Origin of the sequence: Longimicrobium sp., assembly GCF_048594345.1 — a bacterium.
Lineage (GTDB): Bacteria > Gemmatimonadota > Gemmatimonadetes > Longimicrobiales > Longimicrobiaceae > Longimicrobium.
In genome coordinates, this window is the sequence record NZ_JBMDXM010000153.1 from 1 (window position 1) to 22,066 (window position 22,066).

Below are 22,066 nucleotides of genomic sequence, written 5' to 3' on the forward strand. Positions count from 1 at the left end.
CACGTGAGGCAGGAGTGGCTTCACCACGTCCCACTGCGCGTCTGTTATGTCGGTTTGGTAGGCTCGTCTGTCCATGAGCCCACAATATAGGTAGAGCTAGTTCACTTTGTACAATTCTTAAACACACTCTGAGGGAGCGCCACGCAGAACTTCAACCCACACAACCGCTGGCGCGCAACCGAAGGACCTCGTCTGCCTCACGCCGGGCTGAGATGGGAACCTGGAAGGGTGAACCCAGGGTTCCTGAACGAGGTTCCGGGTATGAAGATCAACATCCTACGCGACACTGTTCAAGCGGCGTATATTGCGGCATCACGGGCGCCGCGCGCGTTGCGCCGTCCGCGACGGCGTGCGATCCCTCCCGCCGATCGCACCCGCCCCTCCCCATCCTCCCGGAGACGACGCATGGCCAAGCTGAAGCTGGAGCTCACCGATCTGAAGGTCGACAGCTTTGACCCCACGGCGAACGATGGACCACGCCGAGGAACGGTCGTCGGCCGCGAAACCGGCTGGGGACTCTGCAGTGGCAACAGCTGCGAGTATTTCTGCTCCTATAACAACCCGAGCTGCTACGGGAGCTGCGACACCGTGTGCATCGACTGCGAAACCGCCGGGTGCCCGCCGATGCAGTGGTCCGACGACGGCTCCACCTGCGTGTCGACCTGCGTCCACTCCTGCGGGGGCACGTGCGACTGCACCATCCCGGACACCTGCCGCTGCATCTGAGCCTGGACGGTGGCGGGACGAAGAACCGCGGGCCACCGGAGGCGAACGCTTCCGGTGGCCCGCCCCGTTTTTCGTTCCCGGCGCACTCAACTGCGATTCTCACACGGCCACGGAGCAAACGGAAGGAAACGGAGGACTGCAGTTCTCCGCTTCCTCCGTCGCTCCGGGTGACCCTGCCGTTTTTCCTGATCGTGAGATTAGACGTGGTGCCCGCACCGTGCGCCGCGGCCGAAACGCCCGTTCACTCCGCACGAAGGACATTTACCTTCGCGTCCGTAAGCATCTGCTTCCCCAGGTGCAGCTAATCCAGCAAGAGCCCCGGTGCCAGGACGGCGCCGGGGCTCTCGTGTTCCACGATGGACTACGTTAGCGGAAGATGCAGTTGGTGCCGGCGAAGATGACCTCCACCTTGCCGCTGTCCGATGGATCGGTGACGATGCCGTACAGCCCGTCGGCGGCGAACTCGTGGCCGAGCGAGGTTTCCTCCACCGTCGTGGCGGGATACGCCGCCTTCAGCTGGCTCAGCGTGGAGCCCGGCCCGATTCCCTTGGCCGTCCGCAACGCTGAGCCCTCCCGCGCGAACCATCCCACAAAGCCGCCGTCCTGAAAAACGAGTTCCAGGCCGCCGCCGAACCGCGCAAACGCAAGCGGCCCGGCCGGGCACTCCTCGTTCGTCCCCTGCTCCTCCGGCGCGCCCAGCACGGCGGTGACGCCGGCAAGCACCTGCTCGCGCCCACCGCCGAACGCGAGCTTGCCCGCGCCCCCGGCATCCACTCCATCCGCCGCCAGCACCACGGCGCTGCTTGCAGCCGGCGCCGCGGGGACCGGGGCGGCCGCGGTCGTCGTATCCATCACCGCCGGAGCCGCGACGGCTCCGGCCGCGGAATCGGGCGTCGTCTGGCGATCGCCATCCTCCCCTTCCGACCCGCACGCACCCAACAGCATGGCGCCCAGCAGCACGCCCGTGATTCGCATCATTCCCCCCGTCGAAGCGTTCACACCATCACACCCTCACACCCTCACACCCTCACACCTCCACCGGCGCGAACTTCTCGTTCATCCACGCCGTCCACGCGGCCTCTGCCTCGGCCGCGGCGGCGGGCGCGGTGTCGCCGTACAGGTACATGCGCAACGTGAGGAAAACCTGGCCGCCCATGGGGTGCGGCACAAGGTGGGCAATGCCGGGCGCGGGCTGGTCCAGGCGGATCAGCAGGTCCTCGGGCCAGGCGGGCTGCCCCGCCCACTCCACCGTCCCCCCCAGCCGCGGCGCGCCGTCCGGCGTGCTCACCCGCTGGCCCACCTGCGCGCCCAACAGGCCCAGCGGACCCGTCCACGCGGCCCATGCCTCTTCCTTGGGTGGCTGGGCCACGCCCATCACCTGCACCAGCGTGCCGTGCCGGCCGCTGAAGTGGGCCAGGTACACCCGCAGCACGCGAAAGAACGACTGCCAGCCGTAAGTGTGGCCCTCGAACTGGTTGTCCCACGTGTCGGCGTCGGTGAACCAGCGGTGCACCACGCGCACCACGCAGGTGCCGCCCGCTTTGGCCTCCACGATCCACTCGGTGGCGACCGCGGGCGCGTCCGGCCCCATGTCGTCGCGGCTGTCGGCCACGAAGCGGCGCGGCGGGTCCCACGCGGTGATGGTGGCCAGAGAGTCCATCCCCGGGCCAAAGCTGCAGACCACGTCGCCGCCCACGCACTCGTCCACGCGGGCGGGAACGAACCAGGACGAGATGCCCGGCCCGGTGGCGATGGCGTCCCACACCTCCTCGGGCGTGCCGGGTACCTCGACCTCCGCCTGCACGTAGCGGTGTCCGGATTCGTCTCTGTGCACGGGCATGGGGGGGCTACTCCTGGGTCTGAGGTTCAACGGGAAGCGGATGCGCCACCATCACCAGCCGGTGCGGCCGGCCGCCGGGCGCCGATTCGTCGTGGTAGCGCGCGGCGAGCGCGGTCACGGCGTTCGCGAGCTCGCGGGTGAACGCGGCGCGCTCCGCGGGCGAGCGAAAACGGATCTCGGTGTCGATGGAAAGCGTGGCCAGCCGCTTGTCCGCCTCTTCCGACCGCCGCACCAGGCCGCTGACCTCGCGGACGATGCGGGCGGCCAGCGAGATCAGGTAGCTGGCGGACAGGCGGTCCGCACGGCGCTCCGGATCCGCGGCGGACGGGCCCAGCGCGCTGGGCGAAACCATGTACGAGGCGGCGCTGGCCACCAGCAGCCGCTCGGTAATCCCGCCCCACTGGCGCGTTTCGGCCACCTGCACCAGCCCGTACGTCTCCAGCGCGCGCAGGTGGGAGTTCACCTTCTGCCGCGCCAGCCCCACCCGCGACGCCAGCGAAGCGGCGGAAGCCGGCTGGGCCAGCTCCGCCAGCAGCCGGCTGCGCACCGGCTCAAGCGCGACCGCCGCGGCGGCCGGATCGTCGATCACCTGTAGGTCGAGCATGGCCCAACAGTAGCTTTGACAATTTTTATTGTCAAGGCCATCGATAGCGGTCATCAGCCTGCGGCGCATACGCCCGGCCAGTCCAAAAAGCTCGACCCAGATCATCTGCTACAAAATGTGTCTCACATTATGGGTGGGTACTTGTCTGAACGAGGGTTTTATACCATCTTTATCTAATGTTCAGGTGTGGACCCTACTTCTCAGGTGTCCACGGGCTGAACAGATTAGGAAGGGGGATGGGTTCCCTCTCTCTCCGACCTGGATTCGACGGCGCGCGAGCGGAATCAGAGCACCGGTTCAAGACCGCGTCCCTCCGCTTTCCCCTGCCACGCGATCGACTTACCATGCACAGCTTCAGCCGTGAGGCCGCCCGTTGGGGCAGGCTTGTGGTACCCATGCTTGTTGCCGCGGGCGTGCTGGTTGCCTGCTCCGACCAGCCGGTCGCACCGCGCGTGTCGCCGCAGCCGGCGGACGGCCTGCAGGCATTGGACTGCCGCGCGGTGGTTTTGGGCACCCCGTCGGTACGCTGCAGCCCCGCCACCCCCGGCGCCGGCCAGGCCCAGGGCACCATCATCGGCGGCCAGAACATCCTGGTCACGCTCACGTCTACCAACCTGAACTACGACGCCGGCACCGACGTGTTTTCGATGGACGTCACGGTGCAGAACCTGATGAACGAGGCCATGGGCACCCCGGATGGCGTAACGCCGGCCGCCGGAGGGATCATGGTCTTCTTTCTCGAAGAGCCGGTGGGCGCCGGCGGCTCGGTTGACGTGATCGAGCAGGACGGTAACGCGTTCTTCACCAACGCCAACCAGGGGTACCAGACGTACAACGAGATCCTGCACAAGGACGAGATTTCCCAGCCCCAGCCGTGGAAGTTCAACGTGCCCGCCGGGGTGTCGAGCTTCAAGTTCCGGGTGCTGGTAAGCACCGAGGTGCAGTACAAGCTGGTCATCAACGAGGTGCTGGTGAACCCCGCCGGCAACACGCGGGAGACGGACGGCGACTGGGTAGAGATCTTCAACGCTGGCTCGCTGCCGGTGGACCTTGAGAACCTGGTCGTCGCCGATTCGGCGGCGTCGGGACGGCGCCCGTACCACAAGATCAGTTCGTCCGTCATCGTTCCGTCGGGCGGCTACGTGGTGCTGGGAACCACCACCAATACCACCACCAACGGCGGCGTTCCGGTGGACTATGCCTGGGGCAGCTCGGTAGCCCTTGCCAGCAGCCTTGACGCATTCAAGGTCGCCCGCGTGGTGGGAAGCGACACGCTGACCCTGGACCGTACGCAGTACTCGCAGGCGTCCGTCTCGGCCCAGGATGGCATCAGCCGCGAGCTCAAGAACCCGGCGCTGGACAACAGCAACATGGACGGCAGCAACTGGGGTTCCGCCTCGGTTACGTCGGTGTACGGCGACGGCGGGCGCGGCACACCCAAGGCGCAGAACTCCGCGTACACGCCCTGACGCCTCGCGCGTGACGGCATGGAAGAAAGCCCCGGCGCCAGAAACGGCGCCGGGGCTTTTCGCGTTTCGCGGCTCGGAGGAAATGGAGGCCGCTGCCCTTCAGCCCAGGCGCACGGGTCCCAGGTATTCCCGGCGGAACTGCTCATGCCGGACCGCCTGCTCCGGAGTACCCATCCCGTGGGTGGTCCCGGCCGACATCCAGACGATGTCGTCGGCCGTGGCCAGAAGCTGGCGCACCTCGTGGCCGGTGATCACGATGGCGCACCCCTGCCGGGCCATCCGCCGGAACGCCTCCGCGACCACCTCGGCGTCGGCGGGGTCGATGCCGGCGAACGGCTCATCCGCGAGCAGGCAGCGCGGCGCGCGGATCCATGCCACGGCGATCTCGGCCCGCCGCCGCTCCCCTCCCGAAAGCCGGAGAGGCGTTTGATCCAGCAGGCCGCCGATTTCCAGCCGCTCCAGTACCTCGGCGGTGCGCGATGCGCCAAAGCGCCACTCCACGGCGCGGATCTGCTCCGCCAGGGTAAGACGCCTGGAAAGGAGATCCCGATCGGGGAGATAAAAGAGGCCCCGCGACGCAAGCTCGCAGAGCCGGGGGCGCAGGTAGGCACGGCCGGCGAACTGCACCACGCCGTGGTCCGCCCGCAGCTGTCCCGCCCCGATCTTGAGCAGGGTGCTCTTTCCGCACCCGTTGCGCCCGAACAGGACCGAGATCGTTCCCTCTCGGCCCCATACGGAGGCGGCCTTCAGGATCGTCCGCGATCCAAACGACTTGCCGATCGAATCGGCCGCGAAAAGGGGCTGCGCGCGCATTTCACAGCGCCGCGAGCGGGGCCTGGAGCACCACGTCCAGCACCAGGGCGGTGAGCAGCGAGGCGGTCCAGAACCAGCCCGGCCAGGTGCCCAGGTTGGCGTGCAGCAGCAGCTCGTGAGCGCGCCGCCGGTCCCACCACACCGCGATGGCCGCAAGCACCACCAGCACGACCCTCATCGTCCAGAGCGGATGCAGCACCAGGGCGATCACCTCGGCAGGCGAGAGGGCGCCCAGGAAGGCCGCCCCGGCCATGAAGACCACGACGTACGCGATCCGGGCGAGCAGCCACATCCCGGCGCTGCGGCGGACCACGTTCCACAGGTAGGGCGGGTACGGAAGGCCAATCGACGCCGCCAGGGGATGCCGGGACATGGAATGCTGGATGATTCGACTCCCCTGTCCCGTCCGGGATCGGGGGACCATCGAGTCGGCGTGTGGCGGGTCTGAACCGAGGGCTCCGGCACGCGGGTTAGAATAGCGGTCCGGCCGAGATGGAGCTACGCCGATCCCATGAAGGCTCCGTTAACCGACATTGGACACAGCCTTATGCGCACGCTCTTGCCAGCGGGATGATATGAGTCCGCGTGACGCGGACGGAAAGAGCCCCGGCGCCTTCACGACGCCGGGGCTCTCGCATTGCCCGTCAGTCGTCGGCCGTGGGGCCGCGGGTGGTGCGGTCGATCTGCCGGATGGCGCCCAGATGATACGCCAGGTGCGCGATGCTCCCGATCACCCCGTTCAGCTCGATGGCGTTCACCTCGCGCGGCGTCTCCAGCGCCGCCAGCCAGTGGTGCGCCGCGTCGCGAAAGCCGGCGCGCAGCTTCGCCCACTCGGCGTCGGTCACGGCCGTGCGCTTCCAGCTGGCGCTCCAGTCCGCGGTCGCGAACGGGTTCTCCTCGCCCCCGGCCCAGCGGTTCATCAGCGAAACCCCGTAGCGCAGGTGCTCCACGTGCCCCGCGATGGTTCCCCCGCCCTGCGTGGACGCCGACGCCGCCTCCGCCGAAAGCCGGTCCAGCGACCGCAGCAGGCCGACGTCTCCCTGGTTGAGCATGTACGCGTACTTCGGCGGGCCGTCCACCAGCTCCGAAAGCAGGGTGGTCAGCGACTTGGAAAGCTCCGCGGTGATCATGCGCCTCCTGGTGAGAATCGGTGGATGAACGGTGCGGCACGATGGCGAGCGGCACGGCCGGACGCAACGGCCAGTGTTCTACTCCCCTGACGCCCACTGTCATCCTGAGGGAGCGCACGCCCGTAACGTTCATAACCACAGAAGCTTGCGCGCGACCGAAGGATCTTTGTCGGGTCGCGCAAGGCCCAGCCTCACGAGCCGTTCAAGTCCCTCAGTCAGGCAAGCAAGGTCCTTCGGTCGGGCGCATACGGCGGTGCAGTTACGGTTTGGCGCGGCGCTCCCTCAGGATGACTCGTTTCGGTCAAAACAGAAAACGGGCCGGTCGCACCAGTTGCACGATTCACGACGTAAAATCATATTTCTTGCAAGCCGCCTGCGAATGCAGGCGCGCCGATCCCCCATTCCGCTGGAGCACTCCCATGAAGAAGCTGAAGCTGGAAGAGCTGACCGTTACCTCGTTCGAGACCGCTCCCAACGCGCCGCAGGTGCGCGGAACGGTGGATGGACACGGCAAGCCGCAGCCCGCACCGCCGACCCTGATTGGCCCCTGCTACCCGACGGACCCCAACTTCGACTGCACGTACGGCTGCTCGCGCGACACGGGCTGTCCGGACAACTGCATCTACATCAGCGAAGTCAACTGCCTGTAAGCCCGGCGGGCCGGCGCAAGGCCATCCGCTGAACGCCTGAGAGCCCTGGCGCTACCACGCGCCGGGGCTCTTGTTCTTCCCTCCCCTACGCGGCGGCGTTGCACGCGGCGCGGGCGCGGACAAAGTTGGTGCGCGTCACGCGGGTCCCTGGCCACCCACATGGAGGGACGATGGAAACGATACTTCCGGGCGAGGTCGCCTGGTACGTCACCGGCCGCTTTTACGCGGCCCCGAACGACGGGCCGCTGCTGGACGCCGGCTACTTTCTGCACCTGCAGGGTGTCGACGCCGATCTGTTCAGCGGCGAGCGGGGCGAAGGGACGGCGTACCTGACCTTTCTGGCCGAGCCGTTCACCGCGCAGCCGCTGACCAACGGCGGCCTGTCGCTGGGGCTGGACGCCGTGGGTGACTTTGCCGTGTACCTGAACCGCCAGCCGGCGGCCACGTTCGACGCCCCCGCCTCGTTCGGCGCGGGCGAGGAGGTCGCGCGCTTCCGGCGGACGGGCGTGGTGACCGGCACCACGGTGGGCGTGGGTGCGGAGAACCGGCCCGTCTTTTCGCTGAACGTCTTTTCCGCGCGCCTGGTCGGCAGCCGCCCGTTCGAACTGGGCGGCCGGCGCTACGACTTTCGCCAGCTGATGCCGAATGGTATCACCCAGTGGGGCACGGCGGCCGCCACGCCGGTCGCGCAGGTGCCCGGCTATGCGAGCGTGATCCCGTTCGTGGGTTCCGCCGTCGCCATCGGCGGCCCGCCGCATCCGCCGCCCCCTGGCCCGCGCGGCGAACGCCGCTTCGCGTGAGCGCAGAGAGCCCCGGCGCCAGCACGGCACCGGGGCTCTCGTGATCTTCGAAACCACACGCCAGTCATCCTGAGGGAGCGCACCACCTGTAACCCGAAGTCACACGAAAACCTGCGTGCAACCGAAGAACCTTATTTCCCAACGTGAGGGACAGGCTTTCGCGCTACCCATCCAGCGTGACGGTTCCGCTGGCAAGATCCCTCGGCCGGCGTCAAAGCTCTTCGTACGAGCAGGATGCGACGCGGCGCCTACTTCAGAGTGTGCATAAGAATCTGATCTTCAGACAACCCAACGTTTGATTTCCTGAGGGAGCGACCCCTCAGGAAATCAAGCCCTTGGTCGATTGTTAAACACACTCTCAAGCTCAGGCCCAGGATGACTGGGGCGCTCCCACAGGAGCAAACGCTTCGGGTTGGGGTGATCGCGTCAGCAAGTCACCCGTTCGTTGTTCATCCCCAGAGCCCACCCGGCGGCGAGAGGCTTGACGGACGGCCTCACGCACTTTACTTTACCGTTAAGTTAAATAACCATGTGGTTAACCGAGCCATGGCAAACGATCCTCTCAGCGTCACCTTCGCCGCACTTGCCGACCCCACGCGGCGGGCGATCCTGGCGCGCCTGTCACGGGGCGAGACCACGGTTACCGAACTGGCGGAGCCCTTCGACATGAGCATGCCCGCCATTTCCAAGCACCTCAAGGTGCTGGAGCGCGCCGGCCTGATCGAGCGGGGGCGTGAGGCGCAGTGGCGGCCCTGCAGGCTGCAGGCGGGCCCGCTAAGGGACGTGGAGGGATGGGTGGAGCAGTACCGCATCCACTGGGAGGAGAGGCTGGACCGGCTGGGCGACTACCTTCGTGAACTGCAGACCCGGGAGAAGAGCGATGACGACAGCAGCGAGCAGTGAAACGGCCACCGCCACGTCCGTGGACTGGGACGGCGGCGAGCTGATGATGACCCGCGTGTACCCGGCGCCGCGGGCGCTGGTGTTCCGCGCCTGGACCCAGGCCGAGCACTTTGCGCAGTGGTTTGGCCCGCACGGCACTTCGCTGCCCGTGTGCACCCTGGACGCGCGCCCCGGCGGCTCGCTGCACTTTCTCCACCGTCACGCAAACGGCTTGGACGTGTGGGTGGGCGGCCAGTTTCACGAGGTCGCGCCGCCGGAGCGCCTGGTCTTTGGCACCTGGTTCTCCGACGACACCGGCGCCCGCGTCGACCGCCCCGGCTTCAACCTGGAATCCACCATCCGCGTCAGCTTCACCGAGCACGCGGACGGCACGCGGGTCACCGTCCGCCAAACCGGCCTGATCTCCGACCAGGGCGAGGTCCAGGGCTGGAGGGAGACGATGGACCGTCTGGCCGGGCACCTCGCGCAGCCCTGATCGACCTACGAGAGCGCGGGCGGCAAGCAGCCGTCCGTCCATCATCATCCGCAGACCAGGAGAACGACGATGACCACCGCTGACGCCCCCGCCGCCACCTCCACGGCCGACCGCGAGATCGTGCTGAGCCGCGAGTACGACGCGCCGCGGGAGCTGGTGTGGCGCGCGTACACCGATCCCGCGCACCTGCCCGTCTGGTGGGGCCCCAACGGCTTTACCAACACCGTGCACGAGATTGACGTGCGCGCGGGCGGGCGGTGGCGGTTCACCATGCACGGACCTGACGGGAAGGACTGGCCCAACCGCATCGTCTACCACGAGGTCGTGCAGCCCGAGCGCCTGGTGTACCTGCACGGCGACGACGTGGACGACGATCCCGGCGCCTTTCACGTAACCGTGACCCTCGACGACGTACACGGCCGCACGCGCGTCACGCAGCGCATGCTGTTCGCCACCGCCGCGCAGAAGCAGGGCGTGGAGCAGTTTGGCGCCGTGGAGCTGGGCAAGCAGACGCTGGACAAGCTGGCCGCCCACCTTCAGACGATGTAATCCGCGCGGACGCCCCTCCGAAGCCGTTCGAAGCGGGACCGAAGTTCTCCCCTCTCCGTGAGGAACGAACGGGGAGGGGCCGGGGGAGGGGCACCGGGTCGGGCGCAGCCCGATGCTGTTCGAAGCGCCCCGATCTCGCGGCAACCCCACCTCCCCCAGGGGTTTTTTGGGGAGGTGGGCGAGTCATGCGAGCGGAGGACGCCCCCGGCGCGCAGGATCCAGTCTGGACAATCGATCACCCCAACCGCATCCTTCACGCCCTCACGTTCCAAAACGCCGACTCCGCCGGAGATGTCGATTTCCCCGCGCGCCGTTCGTCGCACGGGTAGAAGCAGGAAAAGCGCTGACCCGTCGCGCGCCACGACCGACCACCCAATCGAGGAGCGAACCATGTCCATCTACGATCCCGCCCCGTCGCCCTGGGCCGCCCGCATGCTGGCCATCTTCCGCATCGTCGCCGGCGGAATGTTCATCACCTTTGGCACCATGAAGCTGTTCGGCTACCCCGCCAACCCCATGCCGAACCAGCCGCCGATCGAGCTGTGGTCGCAGGTGGGGATCGGCGGGGTGCTGGAGCTGGTGGGCGGCATGCTGATCGTCCTGGGCCTGCTCACCCGGCCCACCGCGTTCATCCTCGCGGGGATGATGGCCGTGGCGTACTTCCAGTTCCATCAGCCGTCGGCGTTCTGGCCGGCCACCAACGGCGGCACTCCCGCCGTGCTCTACTGCTTCTTCTACCTGTACCTGGTCGCCGCCGGACCGGGCGCGTGGAGCCTGGACGGCGTGATCGCGCGGTCCCGCGGGACCCGCCGCGCCACGCCTCTGCGCACCGTCGTCGCCTGATCCACCTCCCCGCCAGATGTTTTGTTGCGTGGACGACACCGCGAACGTATACATGTCGGCGCGAAGAAACACCGAAGATCGTTGAAGGCTGGCCCACTCCCGCACGGAGCGTTCTGTACGATGACGGAGATTGCCGAAAACCTGCCGCGGGTGGTGTCGCGCGAGGAGTGGCTGGCCGCGCGCAAGGAGCTTCTGGCGCGGGAAAAGGAGCTTACGCGCCAGCGGGACGCCCTGGTCGCCGACCGCCGCCGGCTGCCGATGGTGCGCATCGACAAGGAGTACGTCTTTCACGGGCCGGACGGAAAGGCCTCGCTGCTGGACCTGTTCCATGGCCGCAGCCAGCTGATGGTGGGCCACTTCATGTTCCATCCCGACTGGGAAGACGGCTGCCCCAGCTGCTCCGCCGGCGCCGACGAGATGTCGGATGGGCACCTGCGGCACGTGAACACGCGCGACACCACCTTCGTCTACGTGTCCCGCGCCCCGATCGAGAAGATCCAGCCGTACAAGGCCAAGAAAGGGTGGACGTTTCCCTGGTACTCGTCGTTCGGAAGCGACTTCAACTACGACTTCGGCGTCACGCTGGACGAGTCGGTAAAGCCCATCGTCTACAACTTCCGCACGAAGGAGGAATACGAGGCCATGGGCCAGCCCTGGCCCGACAGCGGCGAGGCGCTGGAGCGCCCCGGGCGCAGCAGCTTTCTTCGCGTGGGCGACGACGTGTACCACACCTACTCGATCTACGCCCGTGGCCTGGAAACCATCGGCGGGTCGTACTACATGCTCGACGAAACCGCGCTGGGCCGGCAGGAGGAGTGGGAGGAGCCGAAGGGCCGCGCCCATGCCGTTCGCGGCGCCACGCCCGACTTTGCCAGCTGAGACGGTGCCCCACAACCGGAGTGAACGCGCATGATGGTGGACGAGAGCACCGTTCCCCTGCAGCGGGCCGTGGTCGGAACGCTGCGCCCCTGCCCCTTCTGTGGCGAAGCGGCCACCGTGGAGCCGTCACCCTGGCTGGCGGAGAGCGTCCGCGTGGCCTGCGGCAACGAAGCGTGCCGCGTGCAGCCGCACACCGAGTACCTGCTGGTGCGCTACGCCGGTGAGCTGCGCGAGGCGTGGAACGGCCGCGCGGCCCCCGGAGCGCACGACGATTCGCATGGATCCCGGGCGGCTGGATGACGCACATGGAGCGCCGACCCAAAGTCTTCATCTCGCACGCGAGCACGGACACCTGGGTCGCGGCGCAGATCGAGGGCCACATCCAGCGCTGCGGCGCCGAAACCTTTCTGGATGCGGTTCACATCCACCACGGCGACGCCTTTGATGCCAGGATCATCGAGGCAGCCCGTGATTCGACGGAGATGCTGGTGCTGTTCACGCCGGCGGCGCGCGAGCGGAGATACATCTGGACAGAGATCGGGATGTTCATGGTGGCCGAGAAGCGGATCGTTGCCGTCCTCTACGGCGTAACGCCTGACGAGCTGGCGACGGACCGCCTTACGCCCGTTACGATCAAGGGCCTCGATTCGGTGCTGATCGACGACCTGGACTCGTACTTCACGCAGTTGCGCGGCCGGGTTGCCGCCTGGGAGGCGAACCATGGCTGAGCCGACGAAGGTGTTCGTATCCTACGCGCAGCCGGACCGCTCCTTTGCGGAAGCCCTCGTTTTCGAGCTGGACCGCGCGGGCGTGGATGTCTGGAGCGATCGGGAGCTCCGATTTGGCCAGGTGTGGGAAGAACAGGTAAGTGCCGCGCTCGCCGAGGCGAAGGTGTTCGTGCTCGTCGTCTCGCCGGACTATCTCACCTCCAACTGGTCCATGGTCGAGATGGGAGCCGCCCTCGCGCGTGCACGAGAAGGCGCCACCCTGGTTCCGGTGATCGCGGCACCCGTAGCGCTGCCCGCGGCCCTGAGCGAGTATCTGGCGCTGGATGCGGCGGTCATGTCCAGCGCGGAGATCGCCAACCGCATCCGCACGATCACCCGGGAAAGCTGACGACATGGAGAGCGATTTGAACGCAGCGCAGCCGCCGCGGCCCGGTCCGGAGCACGCCGCGCTGGCGCCGTTCATCGGGAGGTGGCGCACGTCGGGCCAGGTGCTGGCGAGCGGATCCGCCCCGGCGCTGGAGATCGCGGGCGTGGACGAGTACGAATGGCTTCCCGGCGGCTTCTTTCTGCTGCACCGTGTGGACGTGCGCATCGGCGGAGAGCCGGCGCGGGCGCTGGAGATCATCGGCTGGGATGCCGGGCGCGGGACGTACTTCATGCGCTCGTTCGACGACCAGGGCAACGCGGGCGAGATGCAGGCGCGCGTGCACGCCGACGGGACCTGGCGGTTCGCGGGCGACACGGAGCGCTTCACCGGCGTGTTCAGCGACGGTGGGGACACGCTCACCGGACGCTGGGAGCGGCGCGAGGGCGACGAATGGCTCCCGTGGATGGATGTCCACCTGACGAAGGGGGATGGATGAGAAAGGTCGTGCTCTGCGACATGATCTCGCTGGATGGCTGCTACGAGGGGCCGGGCGAGGGATGGCAGGCGCTGGACTGGCATCGCGCCGACGACGCGTGGGAGGCGTACGGCATCGAACTGCTCCGCGCCGCCGACGCGCTGCTGCTGGGGCGCCGGACGTACGAGGGATTCGCCGAGTTCTGGTCCGCGCAGACCGGCGAGCTGGCCCGCCTGCTGAACGACATTCCCAAAGTCGTCTTTTCCACCACGCTGGAGCGGGCGGAGTGGAACAACTCGCGGCTGGTGCGCCAGAACGCGGCCGAAGAGGTCGCGCGGATGAAGGCGGAGGATGGAAAGAACCTGCTGATCTTCGGCAGTGCGGACTTCGCCGCCACCCTCACCCGCGAGCGGCTGATCGACGAGTACCTGCTCGGCATCAACCCGGTGTTCCTGGGCGTCGGGCGACCCTTTTTCGCACCCGGCGAAGCACGGCTGGACCTGGAGCTGTTGGGAACGCGGACGTTTGCCTCGGGCATCGTCGTCCTTTCCTGCGCACCACGCAAGGAAGGCGTATGACGGAGCTTGCGGAGGGGATCGCCGCCGGCGGCGCGTACGTGGACGCGGGCGGGCTGCACGTCTGGTACACGGAGCGGGGCCAGGGACCGCCACTCATTCTGCTGCACGGCGGCCTGGCGACGGGCGGGATGTGGAGCGAGCCCGCGGTGGAGGACCTGGCGCGCGACTACCGGGTGCTGCTCCCCGACTCGCGCGGCCACGGGCGCACAGCTAACCCCGCGGGCACCCTGGCTTACGGCCAGATGGCCGACGACGTGGCCGCCTTAGCCGCGGCGCTGGGGCTGGAGCGGCCGCTGGTGCTTGGCTACAGCGACGGGGCGCAGATCGCGCTGGAGTTGGGGCTGCGGCATCCCGGCCTCGCGCGCGCCATGGTCATCGGCGGCGTGGTCATCAGCCCCAGCGAGGCGTACCTGCGGATGGTGGGCGAGCTGGGCTTTCCCCAGCGCGGCAAGGCGGACCTGGACGAGGTGGAGCGCGCGATGGGGGACTGGTGGCTCACCCTGCGCGCCGCGCATCACCACGCCCAGGGCGACGATGCGTTTCGCGCGTACCTCGAGGCGATCTCGGAGCTGTGGTACAGCGTGCCGGACTACACTGACGCGCAGCTGTCCTCCATCACCGAACCCGCGCTGGTGATCGCGGGCGACCGCGACGACCCGTCGCTGGACGATTCACTGCGGCTGTACCGCCTGCTGCCCAGGGGCGAGCTGGCCGTGGTCCCCAAAGCCGGCCACGGCGCTGGCGAAAAGCCCATCTTTTGGGCGCTGGTCAAGGATTTTCTCTCCCGCCACTCCCATCCGAAAGCTACCGATGCCTGAAACGCAGAACGCGGAGCTGGCGCGCCGCTACTTCGAGGTCTACCAGGAGGCGGACCGTGAGGCGCTGGAAGCGCTGCTCGCGGACGACTTCGTCTTTACCAGCCCGTGGGACGACCACATTGACCGGGCCCGGTACTTCAGCCACTGCTTTCCGCACGCCGGCGAGTTCCGCTTCCGCTTTCCGCTCAAGATCTTTGTCCAGGGCGATGAAGCCGTCATCGTCTACGAGACGGAGGGCAAGCCCGGCGGCACCTTCCACAACGCTGAGCTCTTCCGCTTTCAGGACGGCCGCATCCGCTCCATCGACGTCTTCTTCGGCTTCATCCCCGGCGCGCGGGACGCGCAGCCCGGCTCAGGGACTTGAACGGCTCCCCGATGGCTGGGCCTCGCGCGACCCGACAAAGATCCTTCGGTCGCGCCCAGGCTTCTGTGGTTATGCAAGCTGTGGTGTGCGTTCCCTCAGGATGACAGCGCACCTCTACCCCTGGAAACGCGGAGACGCAGAGGGCGACACCCCTCTGCGTCTCCGCGACCTCCGCGTCTCCGCGTGAAACCTGCCGTTACCGGCGCGGCGCGATCCGCCAGAGTTCGGCGTTGTCCTCGTCGGTGACCAGGTACAGGGCGCCGTCGGGGCCCTGGCGCACGTCGCGGATGCGCTTGTTGCGGTCGGTGAGCAGGTGCTCCTCGCCGGTTACGCGGTCGTTCTCGATGGTCAGCCGCACCAGCCGCATGGACGCCAGCCCGCCGATGAACAGGCTGTTGCGCCACGCCGGGAACGCGCTCCCCGTGTAGAACTGCGCGCCCGACGGGGCGATCACCGGGTCCCAGTAGTACACCGGCTGCTCCGTCCCCGCGCGCGCCGTGGTCGCGGCGCCCAGCGCCGAGGTGATCTGCCCACCCTGGTACTCCACGCCGTACGCCACGATCGGCCAGCCGTAGTTCTTCCCCGGCTGCACCAGGTTCAGCTCGTCACCGCCGCGCGTGCCGTGCTCGATGGTCCAGAACCGCCCCTGCGCGTCGAACGCGGCCGCCTGGATGTTGCGGTGGCCCGTGGACCAGATTTCCGGAAGCGCGCCGGCCGTGCCCACCATGGGGTTGTCGCGCGGCGCCGATCCGTCGGCGGGGTTGATGCGCAGCGTTTTGCCCAGGTGGCTTCCCGGCTCCTGCGCCTGCGGCCGCGTCTCGCGCGCCGAGCGCTCGCCCATCGTCACGTACAGCATGCCGTCCGGCCCAAACGCCAGCCGCGAGCCAAAGTGCATGTTGTTGTTGTACGTGGGCCGCGTGTGCAGGATCACCCGCACCTGCTCCAGCCGCGAGCGGTCCGCCGACAGCACGCCGCGCGCGACGCTGGTGCCGTTGCCGCCGTCGCGCGGCTCGGTAAAGCTCCAGAAGACGGTTCGGTCCGTGGCGAAGCTGGGGCTGAGCGCCACGTCCAGCAGCCCGCCCTGCCCGCGCGCGTCCACCGGCGTCACGCCGGCGATCGGCTGGCCGATCTGCCCGTTGGCGGAAACGATGCGCAGGTTGCCGCCCTTTTCGCTCACCAGAAGCGCGCCGTCGGGGAGCGGCTCCACGGCCCACGGCTTCGCCAGCCCGCGCGCCACCACCTGTACGTCGAACGCCACGTTGGAGCGCACGCCGCAGGTGCGCGTCTGCCCCACGAACGCCGGGCGCTGGTCGGCGCCGTTGGCGTTGCGCGTCTCCAGCGGGGTGCACGGCTGCGACGCGCTTCCGCCCGCCGCGGGCTGATCGGTTCCGGCCTGCACGGGCGCGGCCTCGGCCGACTCCCCGTTCTTGGGCGTGCAGCCCGCCAGCACGGCGGACGCGAGGATGGTTACGGCGAGCACGCCGCTGGTTCTGCGCATGGCTTCGTCTGGATGGGTGGATCGTGACCGGTCCGTGCGGCGCACGCCGGAATCCCGCTCCGCGCGCGCCGCCGCTGTTCAATCTTCGTTCATCCTGCCCCCGCTGCAAGAAACGCGCAGAGCTTTCGATCCCGCCCCGGAAATCACGGGGAGCGCCGCATCCTGAGCGGAACTCCCCGGCCGGAATCCTCGTGGCAAGATTGCACGATGGGACGGCTCGCGTGCATCTTGGCCGCGTCTCGTCCTCCCTGCCCCGCCCCGTGGGCAGCCCGCCGACTCCATCAGCCGATCATGACCTTTCTCTCCACCGGCGGCCGCGCGTCCGCACTTCCGTGGCGCTCGGCCATCATCGTGTGGGCGCTCTTCTTCGCGATCTGCGCGGGGCTGGGGTACGGCACCCTGAACCGCTTCGACCCCGCCCGCACGCTCGCCCTCGCTGATGCGCGGCAGTACGCACAGCTGGTCGTCGAGAATCCGGGGCCGGACATCCGCTACCACCGGTCATTGCGGGTGCTGGTGCCGTTCATGGCGCGGCCCGTCTACCACCTGGCGAACGGGCGCGTGGGGACGTGGAGCCCGGTGTTCCTGGGCCTGCTGGCCGTGAACGCGGCGCTTGTGGCCACGGCGGCGCTCATGCTGGCCGTCATCGCCGGGGGGCTGGGGCTGGAGCACCCGGTGGGGATCCTGGCGGGGCTGCTGCTGGCGGTAAACCACACGGTGGTGAACGCGCACCTCACGGGGATGGTGGATTCCGCGGAGCTGTGCGCCGCCGTGCTGCTGGCGTGGGCGCTGCGCGAAGGGCGGTGGTGGGCGCTGGTGCCCATTGGCGTGGCGGCGGCGCTGGGAAAGGAGACGTTCGTGGTGTTCGGCGGGGTGATCGCGGCGGTGTGGTGGTGGATGGTGTGGCGCCGCTCACCCGCCGCGCTTCGCGGAGCGCTGTGGATCGTCGCGATGGTGGCCGCGGGGCTGGCGACCGTCGTCCTGGTGCGGCTGATGGTGACGGGCGCGCTGGTAGGACCGGTGGCGTTCGCGGTTGGTTTCGCCGCCGCGTCGTCCGGGGTGCTGGCGCGGATCGGCTTTCACCTGCTGGATCCGGACTTCTGGTACGGGCTGGTGTGGCTGCTGCCTCTGGGCGCGTGGAGCCTGCGGCGGCTGCCGCGCGAGTGGGTGATCTCCGCGTTCGCGGCGGCGGGGGTGGCGCTGGCGCTGGGAGTGTACGCCATGGCGGGCGGGGGGAACGTGGCCCGGCCCATCATCAGCCTGGCCGGCCCGCCGCTTAGCCTGGCCGCCGCCATCACCCTGGTGCGGCAGCCCTGGCTTAAGGCTGCGCGAGAGCCAGTCGAGGTGTGAGGCAAGGCCGGGAAGGGCGAATCAATTCGCGGCAACAACTACACGAAGTCCGCCTTCGCGGACTGGCGGCGTCGGTGAGGGAGAGGGTTTGGTGGGCGTGGCAGGACCGCGATCGCAGCCCCGTCTGTTGTTCGAGGAGCGCCGCATCGACTTCCGCTGATTGCGCCGCACTCTGGCGCGACCGAGAAATCCACGATCGGCTACCGCGCGCTTTACGGCGACCTACCCTGTCCGGCGGCGTCCCGCCGGTCCGTTCCGCTGGCATCGTCCGGTGGTCAAGCCCCCAGAAATCCTGACGGTAGATTTCTCGGCCGCGCCCAGGTGCGGTGGGGCAGATGGTTCCGCGCGGCGCTCGCTCGAAACAACAATGTGGAGCGTGGGACACGAGCAGGTGAAGCCCCGCCTGGCGAGCTTTGCGAGCCTTGGGCGGGGCTTGTGGCCTTCGTAGCCGCGGGTTTACCCGCCCCGGACGAAGTCGGCCACCAATGCGCGAAGGGCCGCACTTATCGCGAGGAGTAATCTTAATACCAAATCCGGAGAAACACCTTACCTCACGTCGGCCTATGGGAAACAGACGTCAGGGTACAGAGGAACAGGCAACAGCCAGAGGAACAGAGGACGGAATGCGGATCACCTCTGTTCCTCTGGCTGTTCTCGGTCCCTCTGTACCTTCCGATGTTGTTGCGAGCCCCTGGGCGGGCTTATGGCCGTCATAGCCGCAGGTTTACCCGCCCCGGAACGATGCCGGCCATCGATGCACGAAGGGCCGCCCTCACCGCGAGGGCGGCCCTTCGTCATCCATCCACCAAAACCCGCTTCGGCTCAGCCCACCAGTTCGGTGCCGCTGAAGAAGAAGGCGATCTCCTGCGCGGCGGTCTCGTCGGCGTCGCTGCCGTGGACGGCGTTGCGGCCCTTGTTCTCCGCGTACAGCTTGCGGATGGTGCCCTCGGCGGCCTCGGCCGGGTCGGTGCTGCCGATGGTCTCGCGCCACAGGCTGACGGCGTTCTCGGCCTCCAGCGCCAGCACGACCGAGGGGCCGCTGGACATGAACTCCACCAGCTCGCCGTAGAAGCCGCGCTCCTTGTGAACCTCGTAGAACTTCTGCGCCTGCGGAAGGCTGATCTGCGTCAGCTTCATCCCCAGGATGCGGAAGCCGGCCTGCTGGATGTGGGCGATGATCTTTCCGGCGTGGCCGCTCTGCACGGCGTCGGGCTTGATCATGGCAAAGGTACGGCTCATCGGGATCTATTCCTCGTCAACGGGTTCTACGGGGGAGGCGGCGAACCCGAACACCTTGCGCAGGATGTCGCCGCGGGTAAGAAAGCCGGTAAGCAGCCCTTCGTGCACCACCGGCAGGCGCTCGATGTCCTTGCTCACCAGCATGGAAGTCACTTCGGCCAGCGCCTGGTCCTCGGACACGCAGATCACGCTGCGCGACATCACGTCGCGCACCCGCGTCTCGCTCCAGGCCGCGGCGCTGGCATCGGCCGGGCGCTGCACGCCCGGAAGAAAGTGGCGCAGCAGGTCGCGGTCCGTCACCATCCCCAGCACCTGCCGGTCTTCGCCCACCACGGGGATGGCGCGCAGCCGGTGCTCGGCGATCAGGTCCAGCACCTCCTGCACCGGCGAATCGGGCGTGGTGCGAAAGACGCGCTGCGTCATCACGTCGCGCACCCGCAGCCGCGGCTCGATGATGATCTCCCGGATCTCGGGGATCGCCATTACGTCCGCGGGCGAGCGGGCCGCCACCAGCCGGTCCACCACGCGGTCGTGCCGAAGCACGCGCGCCAGCGCCGCCACCGTCTGCAGGTACAGGTCCGCGGCGGAAAGCGGCGCCAGGACCAGGACGACGACCTGCGCCACCGCGCCCACGTGGTCCGCCGACTCGCGCAGCGGCGCGGGGGCAATGCCCAGCGCCACCTGCAGCGTATCCACCGCGTCCGTCCGCAGGTGCGGCAGCAGCACGCGGTCGCCCACGTGAATCAGGTCGCGCACCCGGCTTTCGCTGAACTTGCGGCGCAGCGTATCGGGATCGGCGATGTCGCCGGTGCCCACCAGCGTCTGCGCCAGGTGCATCACGGCCTCGTACACCGAGGCCGCGGAGAGCGGGGCCACGACGTGCTCCGGACGAAGGATCTCCGTCAGGCGCACCTCGCGGCCCGCGCGACTGCTCTCGGTCAAAGCGCTTCCTGGATCAGGCCCACCACGTCCAGCGGGCGCTGCGCCACGCCGATGCCGTTGTCGCGGAACGCCTGGATCTTCTCCTCGGCCGTGCCCGCGCTGCCGCTGATGATGGCGCCCGCGTGCCCCATCCGCCGCCCCGGAGGCGCCGTCTGGCCGGCGATAAAGCCGACGACGGGCTTGGTGACGTTGGCCTTGATGTATTCGGCCGCCTCCTGCTCGTCCGTGCCGCCGATCTCGCCCAGCATCACGATCGCCTTGGTCTCCGGATCGGCCTCGAACGCGGCCAGGCAGTCGATGAAGCTGGTGCCGCTCACCGGGTCGCCGCCGATCCCCACGCACGTCGTGGTGCCGATCCCCGCGCCCTTGAGCTTGTAGACCACCTCGTACGTCAGCGTGCCGGACTTGGAGACGAGGCCCACGTTGCCGGGCTGCGTGATGTGGCCGGGAATGATGCCGACCTTGCTCTTGCCCGCGGAAAGGAGGCCGGGGCAGTTGGCGCCGAGGAGACGGGCGCCCTTTTCCTTGACGTACGGATAGACGCGGGTCATGTCCAGCACCGGCACGCCTTCGGTGATGCAGACGATGAAGCCCACGCCGGCATCGGCCGCCTCGAACATGGCGTCCGCGGCGAACGCGGGCGGCACGTAGATGACGGACGAGTTGGCGCCGGTGGCGTCCATCGCCTCCTGCACCGTGTTGAAGATGGGCACGGAGCCTTCGAACGTCTGCCCGCCCTTCCCCGGGGTCACGCCGGCGACGACGTTCGTGCCGTACTCCATCATCTGCTTTGCGTGGAACGAGCCGTCGCGGCCCGTGATCCCCTGCACGATGAGCTTGGTGCTCTGATCGATGAAGATGCTCACTGGGCCTCCCCCTTTGCCAGCGCGACGGCCTTCTTTACGGCCTCGTCCATGTCGGTCATGGCGCTGAAGCCGGCATCGGCCAGGATCTTCACCGCGATCTCTTCGTTGGTACCGGTCAGGCGGATGACGATGGGCACCTGGATGTCGATCTGCTTGGTCGCCGTCACGATGCCGTTCGCCACGTCGTCGGTGCGGGTGATGCCGCCGAAGATGTTGAACAGGATCGCCTTTACGTTCTCGTCGCTCGTGATGATCTTGAGCGCGTTCACCACCTTTTCGGGATTGGACGAGCCGCCGATGTCCAGGAAGTTGGCGGGCTCGCCCCCGTAGTACTTCACCAGGTCCATCGTGGCCATCGCCAGCCCGGCGCCGTTGACGACGCAGCCCACGTCGCCGTCCAGCTTGATGAAGGTGAGGTTGGCCTCGCGCGCCGTGACCTCGGCCGGCTCCTCCGACGACGTGTCGCGCAGGCCCTCGATGGCCGGGCGGCGGAACAGCTCGTTGTCGTCGATGTTGAACTTGGCGTCGATCGCCTTGACCGCGCCGTCGGGCGTGGTGATGAGCGGATTGATCTCCGCCAGCGACGCGCCGGCTTCCACGAACGCCCTGTACAGCTGCTCCAGGATCTTCGCCGCCGCGCGCTGCTGCTTCACGTCGCTGTACAGCTTCGTGGCCAGGAAGTACGCCTGGTGCGGCAGAAACCCGTAGCGCGTGTCGACGGGGAGCTTGGTGATCTTTTCGGGGTTGGTGTGGGCCACTTCCTCGATGTCGATGCCGCCGGCGGCGCTCACCATCCAGACCGGCGCCTTGCTCGCGCGGTCCATGATGATGCCCACGTACGCCTCGCTGGCGATGTCCTCGGCCGGGGCGATGAGCACCTTCTCCACCGTCAGGCCCTTGATCTGCAGCCCCAGGATGGCCTGGGCCTTTTCGCGGGCCTCTTCGGGCGTGCTGGCCAGCTTTACGCCGCCGGCCTTGCCGCGGCCGCCGGCGTGCACCTGCGCCTTTACCACCACGGCGCCGCCCAGCTTGCGGGCGATCGCTTCGGCCTGCTCGGGCGTCGTCGCCACCTCGCCCATGGGGACCGGGATCCCCTGCGCGGCGAGCAGCTCTTTCGCCTGGTATTCGTGGATGTTCACGGACGATTCCGGTTCGAGTGA

General features: G+C 68.1%; 28 protein-coding genes. 16 read left to right on the forward strand and 12 right to left on the reverse strand.

Going from position 1 to position 22,066, the window contains the following annotated elements; genetic code table 11:
- Nucleotides 1-569: 569 nt before the first annotated feature.
- The 4 genes from ACOJUJ_RS16670 to ACOJUJ_RS16685 all read right to left on the reverse strand — a co-directional run bounded on the left by ACOJUJ_RS16670 (nucleotide 570) and on the right by ACOJUJ_RS16685 (nucleotide 3,170).
- Nucleotides 570-722 (reverse strand): hypothetical protein, encoded by a 153-nt coding sequence (locus ACOJUJ_RS16670; protein ID WP_420128029.1) that lies wholly within the window; start codon nucleotides 720-722, stop codon nucleotides 570-572.
- Nucleotides 723-1,092: 370 nt separating this feature from the next.
- A complete protein-coding gene (locus ACOJUJ_RS16675; RefSeq protein WP_420128030.1) occupies nucleotides 1,093-1,704 on the reverse strand; it encodes a hypothetical protein in 612 nt (203 codons plus the stop codon).
- Nucleotides 1,705-1,753: 49 nt separating this feature from the next.
- Nucleotides 1,754-2,566, reverse strand: coding sequence for an SRPBCC family protein (locus tag ACOJUJ_RS16680; RefSeq protein WP_420128031.1), 813 nt, complete (start codon nucleotides 2,564-2,566; stop codon nucleotides 1,754-1,756).
- 7 nt (nucleotides 2,567-2,573) lie between these two features.
- On the reverse strand, nucleotides 2,574-3,170 hold the full coding sequence (locus ACOJUJ_RS16685; protein WP_420128032.1) for a helix-turn-helix domain-containing protein: 597 nt from the start codon (nucleotides 3,168-3,170) through the stop codon (nucleotides 2,574-2,576).
- A 395-nt stretch (nucleotides 3,171-3,565) separates the two neighbouring features.
- Between ACOJUJ_RS16685 and ACOJUJ_RS16690 the strand changes: the two genes are divergently transcribed.
- Nucleotides 3,566-4,639 (forward strand): lamin tail domain-containing protein, encoded by a 1,074-nt coding sequence (locus ACOJUJ_RS16690; protein ID WP_420128033.1) that lies wholly within the window; start codon nucleotides 3,566-3,568, stop codon nucleotides 4,637-4,639.
- A gap of 99 nt (nucleotides 4,640-4,738) precedes the next feature.
- Here the strand turns inward: ACOJUJ_RS16690 and ACOJUJ_RS16695 are convergent, their stop codons facing one another.
- The 3 genes from ACOJUJ_RS16695 to ACOJUJ_RS16705 all read right to left on the reverse strand — a co-directional run bounded on the left by ACOJUJ_RS16695 (nucleotide 4,739) and on the right by ACOJUJ_RS16705 (nucleotide 6,582).
- Nucleotides 4,739-5,452 carry an ATP-binding cassette domain-containing protein gene (locus ACOJUJ_RS16695; RefSeq protein WP_420128034.1) on the reverse strand — a complete coding sequence of 238 codons (714 nt, stop codon included), beginning with the start codon at nucleotides 5,450-5,452 and terminating at the stop codon, nucleotides 4,739-4,741.
- Nucleotide 5,453: 1 nt separating this feature from the next.
- Nucleotides 5,454-5,825, reverse strand: coding sequence for a hypothetical protein (locus ACOJUJ_RS16700; protein ID WP_420128035.1), 372 nt, complete (start codon nucleotides 5,823-5,825; stop codon nucleotides 5,454-5,456).
- Nucleotides 5,826-6,096: 271 nt separating this feature from the next.
- On the reverse strand, nucleotides 6,097-6,582 hold the full coding sequence (locus ACOJUJ_RS16705; RefSeq protein ID WP_420128036.1) for a hypothetical protein: 486 nt from the start codon (nucleotides 6,580-6,582) through the stop codon (nucleotides 6,097-6,099).
- A gap of 419 nt (nucleotides 6,583-7,001) precedes the next feature.
- Here ACOJUJ_RS16705 and ACOJUJ_RS16710 point away from each other — a divergent pair, with 419 nt between their 5' ends.
- The 14 genes from ACOJUJ_RS16710 (at nucleotide 7,002) to ACOJUJ_RS16775 (ending at nucleotide 15,011) form a co-directional block, all read left to right on the forward strand.
- Complete coding sequence (locus ACOJUJ_RS16710; RefSeq protein WP_420128037.1) at nucleotides 7,002-7,232, forward strand: pinensin family lanthipeptide; 231 nt, start codon at nucleotides 7,002-7,004, stop codon at nucleotides 7,230-7,232.
- A 170-nt stretch (nucleotides 7,233-7,402) separates the two neighbouring features.
- Complete coding sequence (locus ACOJUJ_RS16715; RefSeq protein WP_420128038.1) at nucleotides 7,403-8,032, forward strand: hypothetical protein; 630 nt, start codon at nucleotides 7,403-7,405, stop codon at nucleotides 8,030-8,032.
- Between the two features lie 546 nt (nucleotides 8,033-8,578).
- Nucleotides 8,579-8,935, forward strand: coding sequence for an ArsR/SmtB family transcription factor (locus tag ACOJUJ_RS16720; protein WP_420128039.1), 357 nt, complete (start codon nucleotides 8,579-8,581; stop codon nucleotides 8,933-8,935).
- Nucleotides 8,913-9,410 (forward strand): SRPBCC family protein, encoded by a 498-nt coding sequence (locus ACOJUJ_RS16725; protein WP_420128040.1) that lies wholly within the window; start codon nucleotides 8,913-8,915, stop codon nucleotides 9,408-9,410. Before ACOJUJ_RS16720 ends, ACOJUJ_RS16725 begins: the two co-directional genes overlap by 23 nt.
- A gap of 69 nt (nucleotides 9,411-9,479) precedes the next feature.
- Nucleotides 9,480-9,959, forward strand: coding sequence for an SRPBCC family protein (locus ACOJUJ_RS16730; protein ID WP_420128041.1), 480 nt, complete (start codon nucleotides 9,480-9,482; stop codon nucleotides 9,957-9,959).
- Between the two features lie 390 nt (nucleotides 9,960-10,349).
- A complete protein-coding gene (locus ACOJUJ_RS16735; RefSeq protein ID WP_420128042.1) occupies nucleotides 10,350-10,802 on the forward strand; it encodes a DoxX family protein in 453 nt (150 codons plus the stop codon).
- A 120-nt stretch (nucleotides 10,803-10,922) separates the two neighbouring features.
- Nucleotides 10,923-11,681, forward strand: coding sequence for a DUF899 domain-containing protein (locus ACOJUJ_RS16740; protein ID WP_420128043.1), 759 nt, complete (start codon nucleotides 10,923-10,925; stop codon nucleotides 11,679-11,681).
- A 30-nt stretch (nucleotides 11,682-11,711) separates the two neighbouring features.
- Entirely contained in the window at nucleotides 11,712-11,981 is a 270-nt protein-coding gene (locus ACOJUJ_RS16745) for a hypothetical protein (protein ID WP_420128044.1), read from the forward strand.
- Complete coding sequence (locus ACOJUJ_RS16750) at nucleotides 11,978-12,409, forward strand: toll/interleukin-1 receptor domain-containing protein (protein WP_420128045.1); 432 nt, start codon at nucleotides 11,978-11,980, stop codon at nucleotides 12,407-12,409. The genes ACOJUJ_RS16745 and ACOJUJ_RS16750 overlap by 4 nt, the downstream gene beginning before the upstream one ends.
- Nucleotides 12,402-12,797, forward strand: a complete 396-nt coding sequence (locus ACOJUJ_RS16755; RefSeq protein WP_420128046.1) for a toll/interleukin-1 receptor domain-containing protein — start codon at nucleotides 12,402-12,404, stop codon at nucleotides 12,795-12,797. The genes ACOJUJ_RS16750 and ACOJUJ_RS16755 overlap by 8 nt, the downstream gene beginning before the upstream one ends.
- Before the next feature lie 4 nt (nucleotides 12,798-12,801).
- The gene (locus tag ACOJUJ_RS16760; protein WP_420128047.1) at nucleotides 12,802-13,272 is read left to right on the forward strand and encodes a DUF1579 family protein; all 471 of its coding nucleotides are present in this window, start codon (nucleotides 12,802-12,804) and stop codon (nucleotides 13,270-13,272) included.
- The gene (locus tag ACOJUJ_RS16765) at nucleotides 13,269-13,829 is read left to right on the forward strand and encodes a dihydrofolate reductase family protein (protein ID WP_420128048.1); all 561 of its coding nucleotides are present in this window, start codon (nucleotides 13,269-13,271) and stop codon (nucleotides 13,827-13,829) included. Before ACOJUJ_RS16760 ends, ACOJUJ_RS16765 begins: the two co-directional genes overlap by 4 nt.
- Nucleotides 13,826-14,647, forward strand: a complete 822-nt coding sequence (locus ACOJUJ_RS16770) for an alpha/beta fold hydrolase (RefSeq protein ID WP_420128049.1) — start codon at nucleotides 13,826-13,828, stop codon at nucleotides 14,645-14,647. The genes ACOJUJ_RS16765 and ACOJUJ_RS16770 overlap by 4 nt, the downstream gene beginning before the upstream one ends.
- A complete protein-coding gene (locus ACOJUJ_RS16775; protein ID WP_420128050.1) occupies nucleotides 14,640-15,011 on the forward strand; it encodes a nuclear transport factor 2 family protein in 372 nt (123 codons plus the stop codon). Before ACOJUJ_RS16770 ends, ACOJUJ_RS16775 begins: the two co-directional genes overlap by 8 nt.
- Before the next feature lie 196 nt (nucleotides 15,012-15,207).
- Here the strand turns inward: ACOJUJ_RS16775 and ACOJUJ_RS16780 are convergent, their stop codons facing one another.
- Entirely contained in the window at nucleotides 15,208-16,509 is a 1,302-nt protein-coding gene (locus tag ACOJUJ_RS16780; protein WP_420128051.1) for a PQQ-dependent sugar dehydrogenase, read from the reverse strand.
- Between the two features lie 291 nt (nucleotides 16,510-16,800).
- Here ACOJUJ_RS16780 and ACOJUJ_RS16785 point away from each other — a divergent pair, with 291 nt between their 5' ends.
- On the forward strand, nucleotides 16,801-17,859 hold the full coding sequence (locus ACOJUJ_RS16785) for a hypothetical protein (RefSeq protein WP_420128052.1): 1,059 nt from the start codon (nucleotides 16,801-16,803) through the stop codon (nucleotides 17,857-17,859).
- A gap of 822 nt (nucleotides 17,860-18,681) precedes the next feature.
- On the opposite strand, the gene ndk is transcribed toward ACOJUJ_RS16785, so the two are convergent.
- The 4 genes from ndk to sucC are packed head-to-tail and all read right to left on the reverse strand — an operon-like array spanning nucleotide 18,682 to nucleotide 22,045.
- Nucleotides 18,682-19,098 carry a nucleoside-diphosphate kinase gene (ndk, locus tag ACOJUJ_RS16790; RefSeq protein WP_420128053.1) on the reverse strand — a complete coding sequence of 139 codons (417 nt, stop codon included), beginning with the start codon at nucleotides 19,096-19,098 and terminating at the stop codon, nucleotides 18,682-18,684.
- Nucleotides 19,099-19,104: 6 nt separating this feature from the next.
- Nucleotides 19,105-20,040, reverse strand: a complete 936-nt coding sequence (locus ACOJUJ_RS16795; RefSeq protein WP_420128054.1) for a CBS domain-containing protein — start codon at nucleotides 20,038-20,040, stop codon at nucleotides 19,105-19,107.
- Entirely contained in the window at nucleotides 20,037-20,906 is an 870-nt protein-coding gene (sucD, locus tag ACOJUJ_RS16800; protein ID WP_420128055.1) for a succinate--CoA ligase subunit alpha, read from the reverse strand. The genes ACOJUJ_RS16795 and sucD overlap by 4 nt, the downstream gene beginning before the upstream one ends.
- Complete coding sequence (gene sucC / locus ACOJUJ_RS16805) at nucleotides 20,903-22,045, reverse strand: ADP-forming succinate--CoA ligase subunit beta (protein WP_420128056.1); 1,143 nt, start codon at nucleotides 22,043-22,045, stop codon at nucleotides 20,903-20,905. Before sucC ends, sucD begins: the two co-directional genes overlap by 4 nt.
- Nucleotides 22,046-22,066 lie beyond the last annotated feature (21 nt).

Excerpts from the sequence above, each read along its gene's own strand:
- ACOJUJ_RS16715 (WP_420128038.1), top strand. The coding sequence starts at position 7,403 with ATGGAAACGATACTTCCGGGCGAGGTCGCCTGGTACGTCACCGGCCGC.
- ACOJUJ_RS16725 (WP_420128040.1), top strand. The coding sequence starts at position 8,913 with ATGACGACAGCAGCGAGCAGTGAAACGGCCACCGCCACGTCCGTGGAC.
- ACOJUJ_RS16775 (WP_420128050.1), top strand. The coding sequence starts at position 14,640 with ATGCCTGAAACGCAGAACGCGGAGCTGGCGCGCCGCTACTTCGAGGTC.
- ACOJUJ_RS16785 (WP_420128052.1), top strand. The coding sequence starts at position 16,801 with ATGACCTTTCTCTCCACCGGCGGCCGCGCGTCCGCACTTCCGTGGCGC.
- ACOJUJ_RS16680 (WP_420128031.1), bottom strand. The coding sequence starts at position 2,566 with ATGCCCGTGCACAGAGACGAATCCGGACACCGCTACGTGCAGGCGGAG.
- ACOJUJ_RS16765 (WP_420128048.1), top strand. The coding sequence starts at position 13,269 with ATGAGAAAGGTCGTGCTCTGCGACATGATCTCGCTGGATGGCTGCTAC.
- ACOJUJ_RS16750 (WP_420128045.1), top strand. The coding sequence starts at position 11,978 with ATGACGCACATGGAGCGCCGACCCAAAGTCTTCATCTCGCACGCGAGC.
- ACOJUJ_RS16760 (WP_420128047.1), top strand. The coding sequence starts at position 12,802 with ATGGAGAGCGATTTGAACGCAGCGCAGCCGCCGCGGCCCGGTCCGGAG.
- ACOJUJ_RS16720 (WP_420128039.1), top strand. The coding sequence starts at position 8,579 with ATGGCAAACGATCCTCTCAGCGTCACCTTCGCCGCACTTGCCGACCCC.
- ndk (WP_420128053.1), bottom strand. The coding sequence starts at position 19,098 with ATGAGCCGTACCTTTGCCATGATCAAGCCCGACGCCGTGCAGAGCGGC.
- ACOJUJ_RS16730 (WP_420128041.1), top strand. The coding sequence starts at position 9,480 with ATGACCACCGCTGACGCCCCCGCCGCCACCTCCACGGCCGACCGCGAG.
- ACOJUJ_RS16670 (WP_420128029.1), bottom strand. The coding sequence starts at position 722 with ATGCAGCGGCAGGTGTCCGGGATGGTGCAGTCGCACGTGCCCCCGCAG.
- ACOJUJ_RS16685 (WP_420128032.1), bottom strand. The coding sequence starts at position 3,170 with ATGCTCGACCTACAGGTGATCGACGATCCGGCCGCCGCGGCGGTCGCG.
- ACOJUJ_RS16735 (WP_420128042.1), top strand. The coding sequence starts at position 10,350 with ATGTCCATCTACGATCCCGCCCCGTCGCCCTGGGCCGCCCGCATGCTG.
- ACOJUJ_RS16780 (WP_420128051.1), bottom strand. The coding sequence starts at position 16,509 with ATGCGCAGAACCAGCGGCGTGCTCGCCGTAACCATCCTCGCGTCCGCC.
- ACOJUJ_RS16675 (WP_420128030.1), bottom strand. The coding sequence starts at position 1,704 with ATGATGCGAATCACGGGCGTGCTGCTGGGCGCCATGCTGTTGGGTGCG.
- ACOJUJ_RS16705 (WP_420128036.1), bottom strand. The coding sequence starts at position 6,582 with ATGATCACCGCGGAGCTTTCCAAGTCGCTGACCACCCTGCTTTCGGAG.
- ACOJUJ_RS16690 (WP_420128033.1), top strand. The coding sequence starts at position 3,566 with ATGCTTGTTGCCGCGGGCGTGCTGGTTGCCTGCTCCGACCAGCCGGTC.
- ACOJUJ_RS16755 (WP_420128046.1), top strand. The coding sequence starts at position 12,402 with ATGGCTGAGCCGACGAAGGTGTTCGTATCCTACGCGCAGCCGGACCGC.
- ACOJUJ_RS16700 (WP_420128035.1), bottom strand. The coding sequence starts at position 5,825 with ATGTCCCGGCATCCCCTGGCGGCGTCGATTGGCCTTCCGTACCCGCCC.
- ACOJUJ_RS16695 (WP_420128034.1), bottom strand. The coding sequence starts at position 5,452 with ATGCGCGCGCAGCCCCTTTTCGCGGCCGATTCGATCGGCAAGTCGTTT.
- ACOJUJ_RS16745 (WP_420128044.1), top strand. The coding sequence starts at position 11,712 with ATGATGGTGGACGAGAGCACCGTTCCCCTGCAGCGGGCCGTGGTCGGA.
- ACOJUJ_RS16770 (WP_420128049.1), top strand. The coding sequence starts at position 13,826 with ATGACGGAGCTTGCGGAGGGGATCGCCGCCGGCGGCGCGTACGTGGAC.
- ACOJUJ_RS16740 (WP_420128043.1), top strand. The coding sequence starts at position 10,923 with ATGACGGAGATTGCCGAAAACCTGCCGCGGGTGGTGTCGCGCGAGGAG.
- ACOJUJ_RS16710 (WP_420128037.1), top strand. The coding sequence starts at position 7,002 with ATGAAGAAGCTGAAGCTGGAAGAGCTGACCGTTACCTCGTTCGAGACC.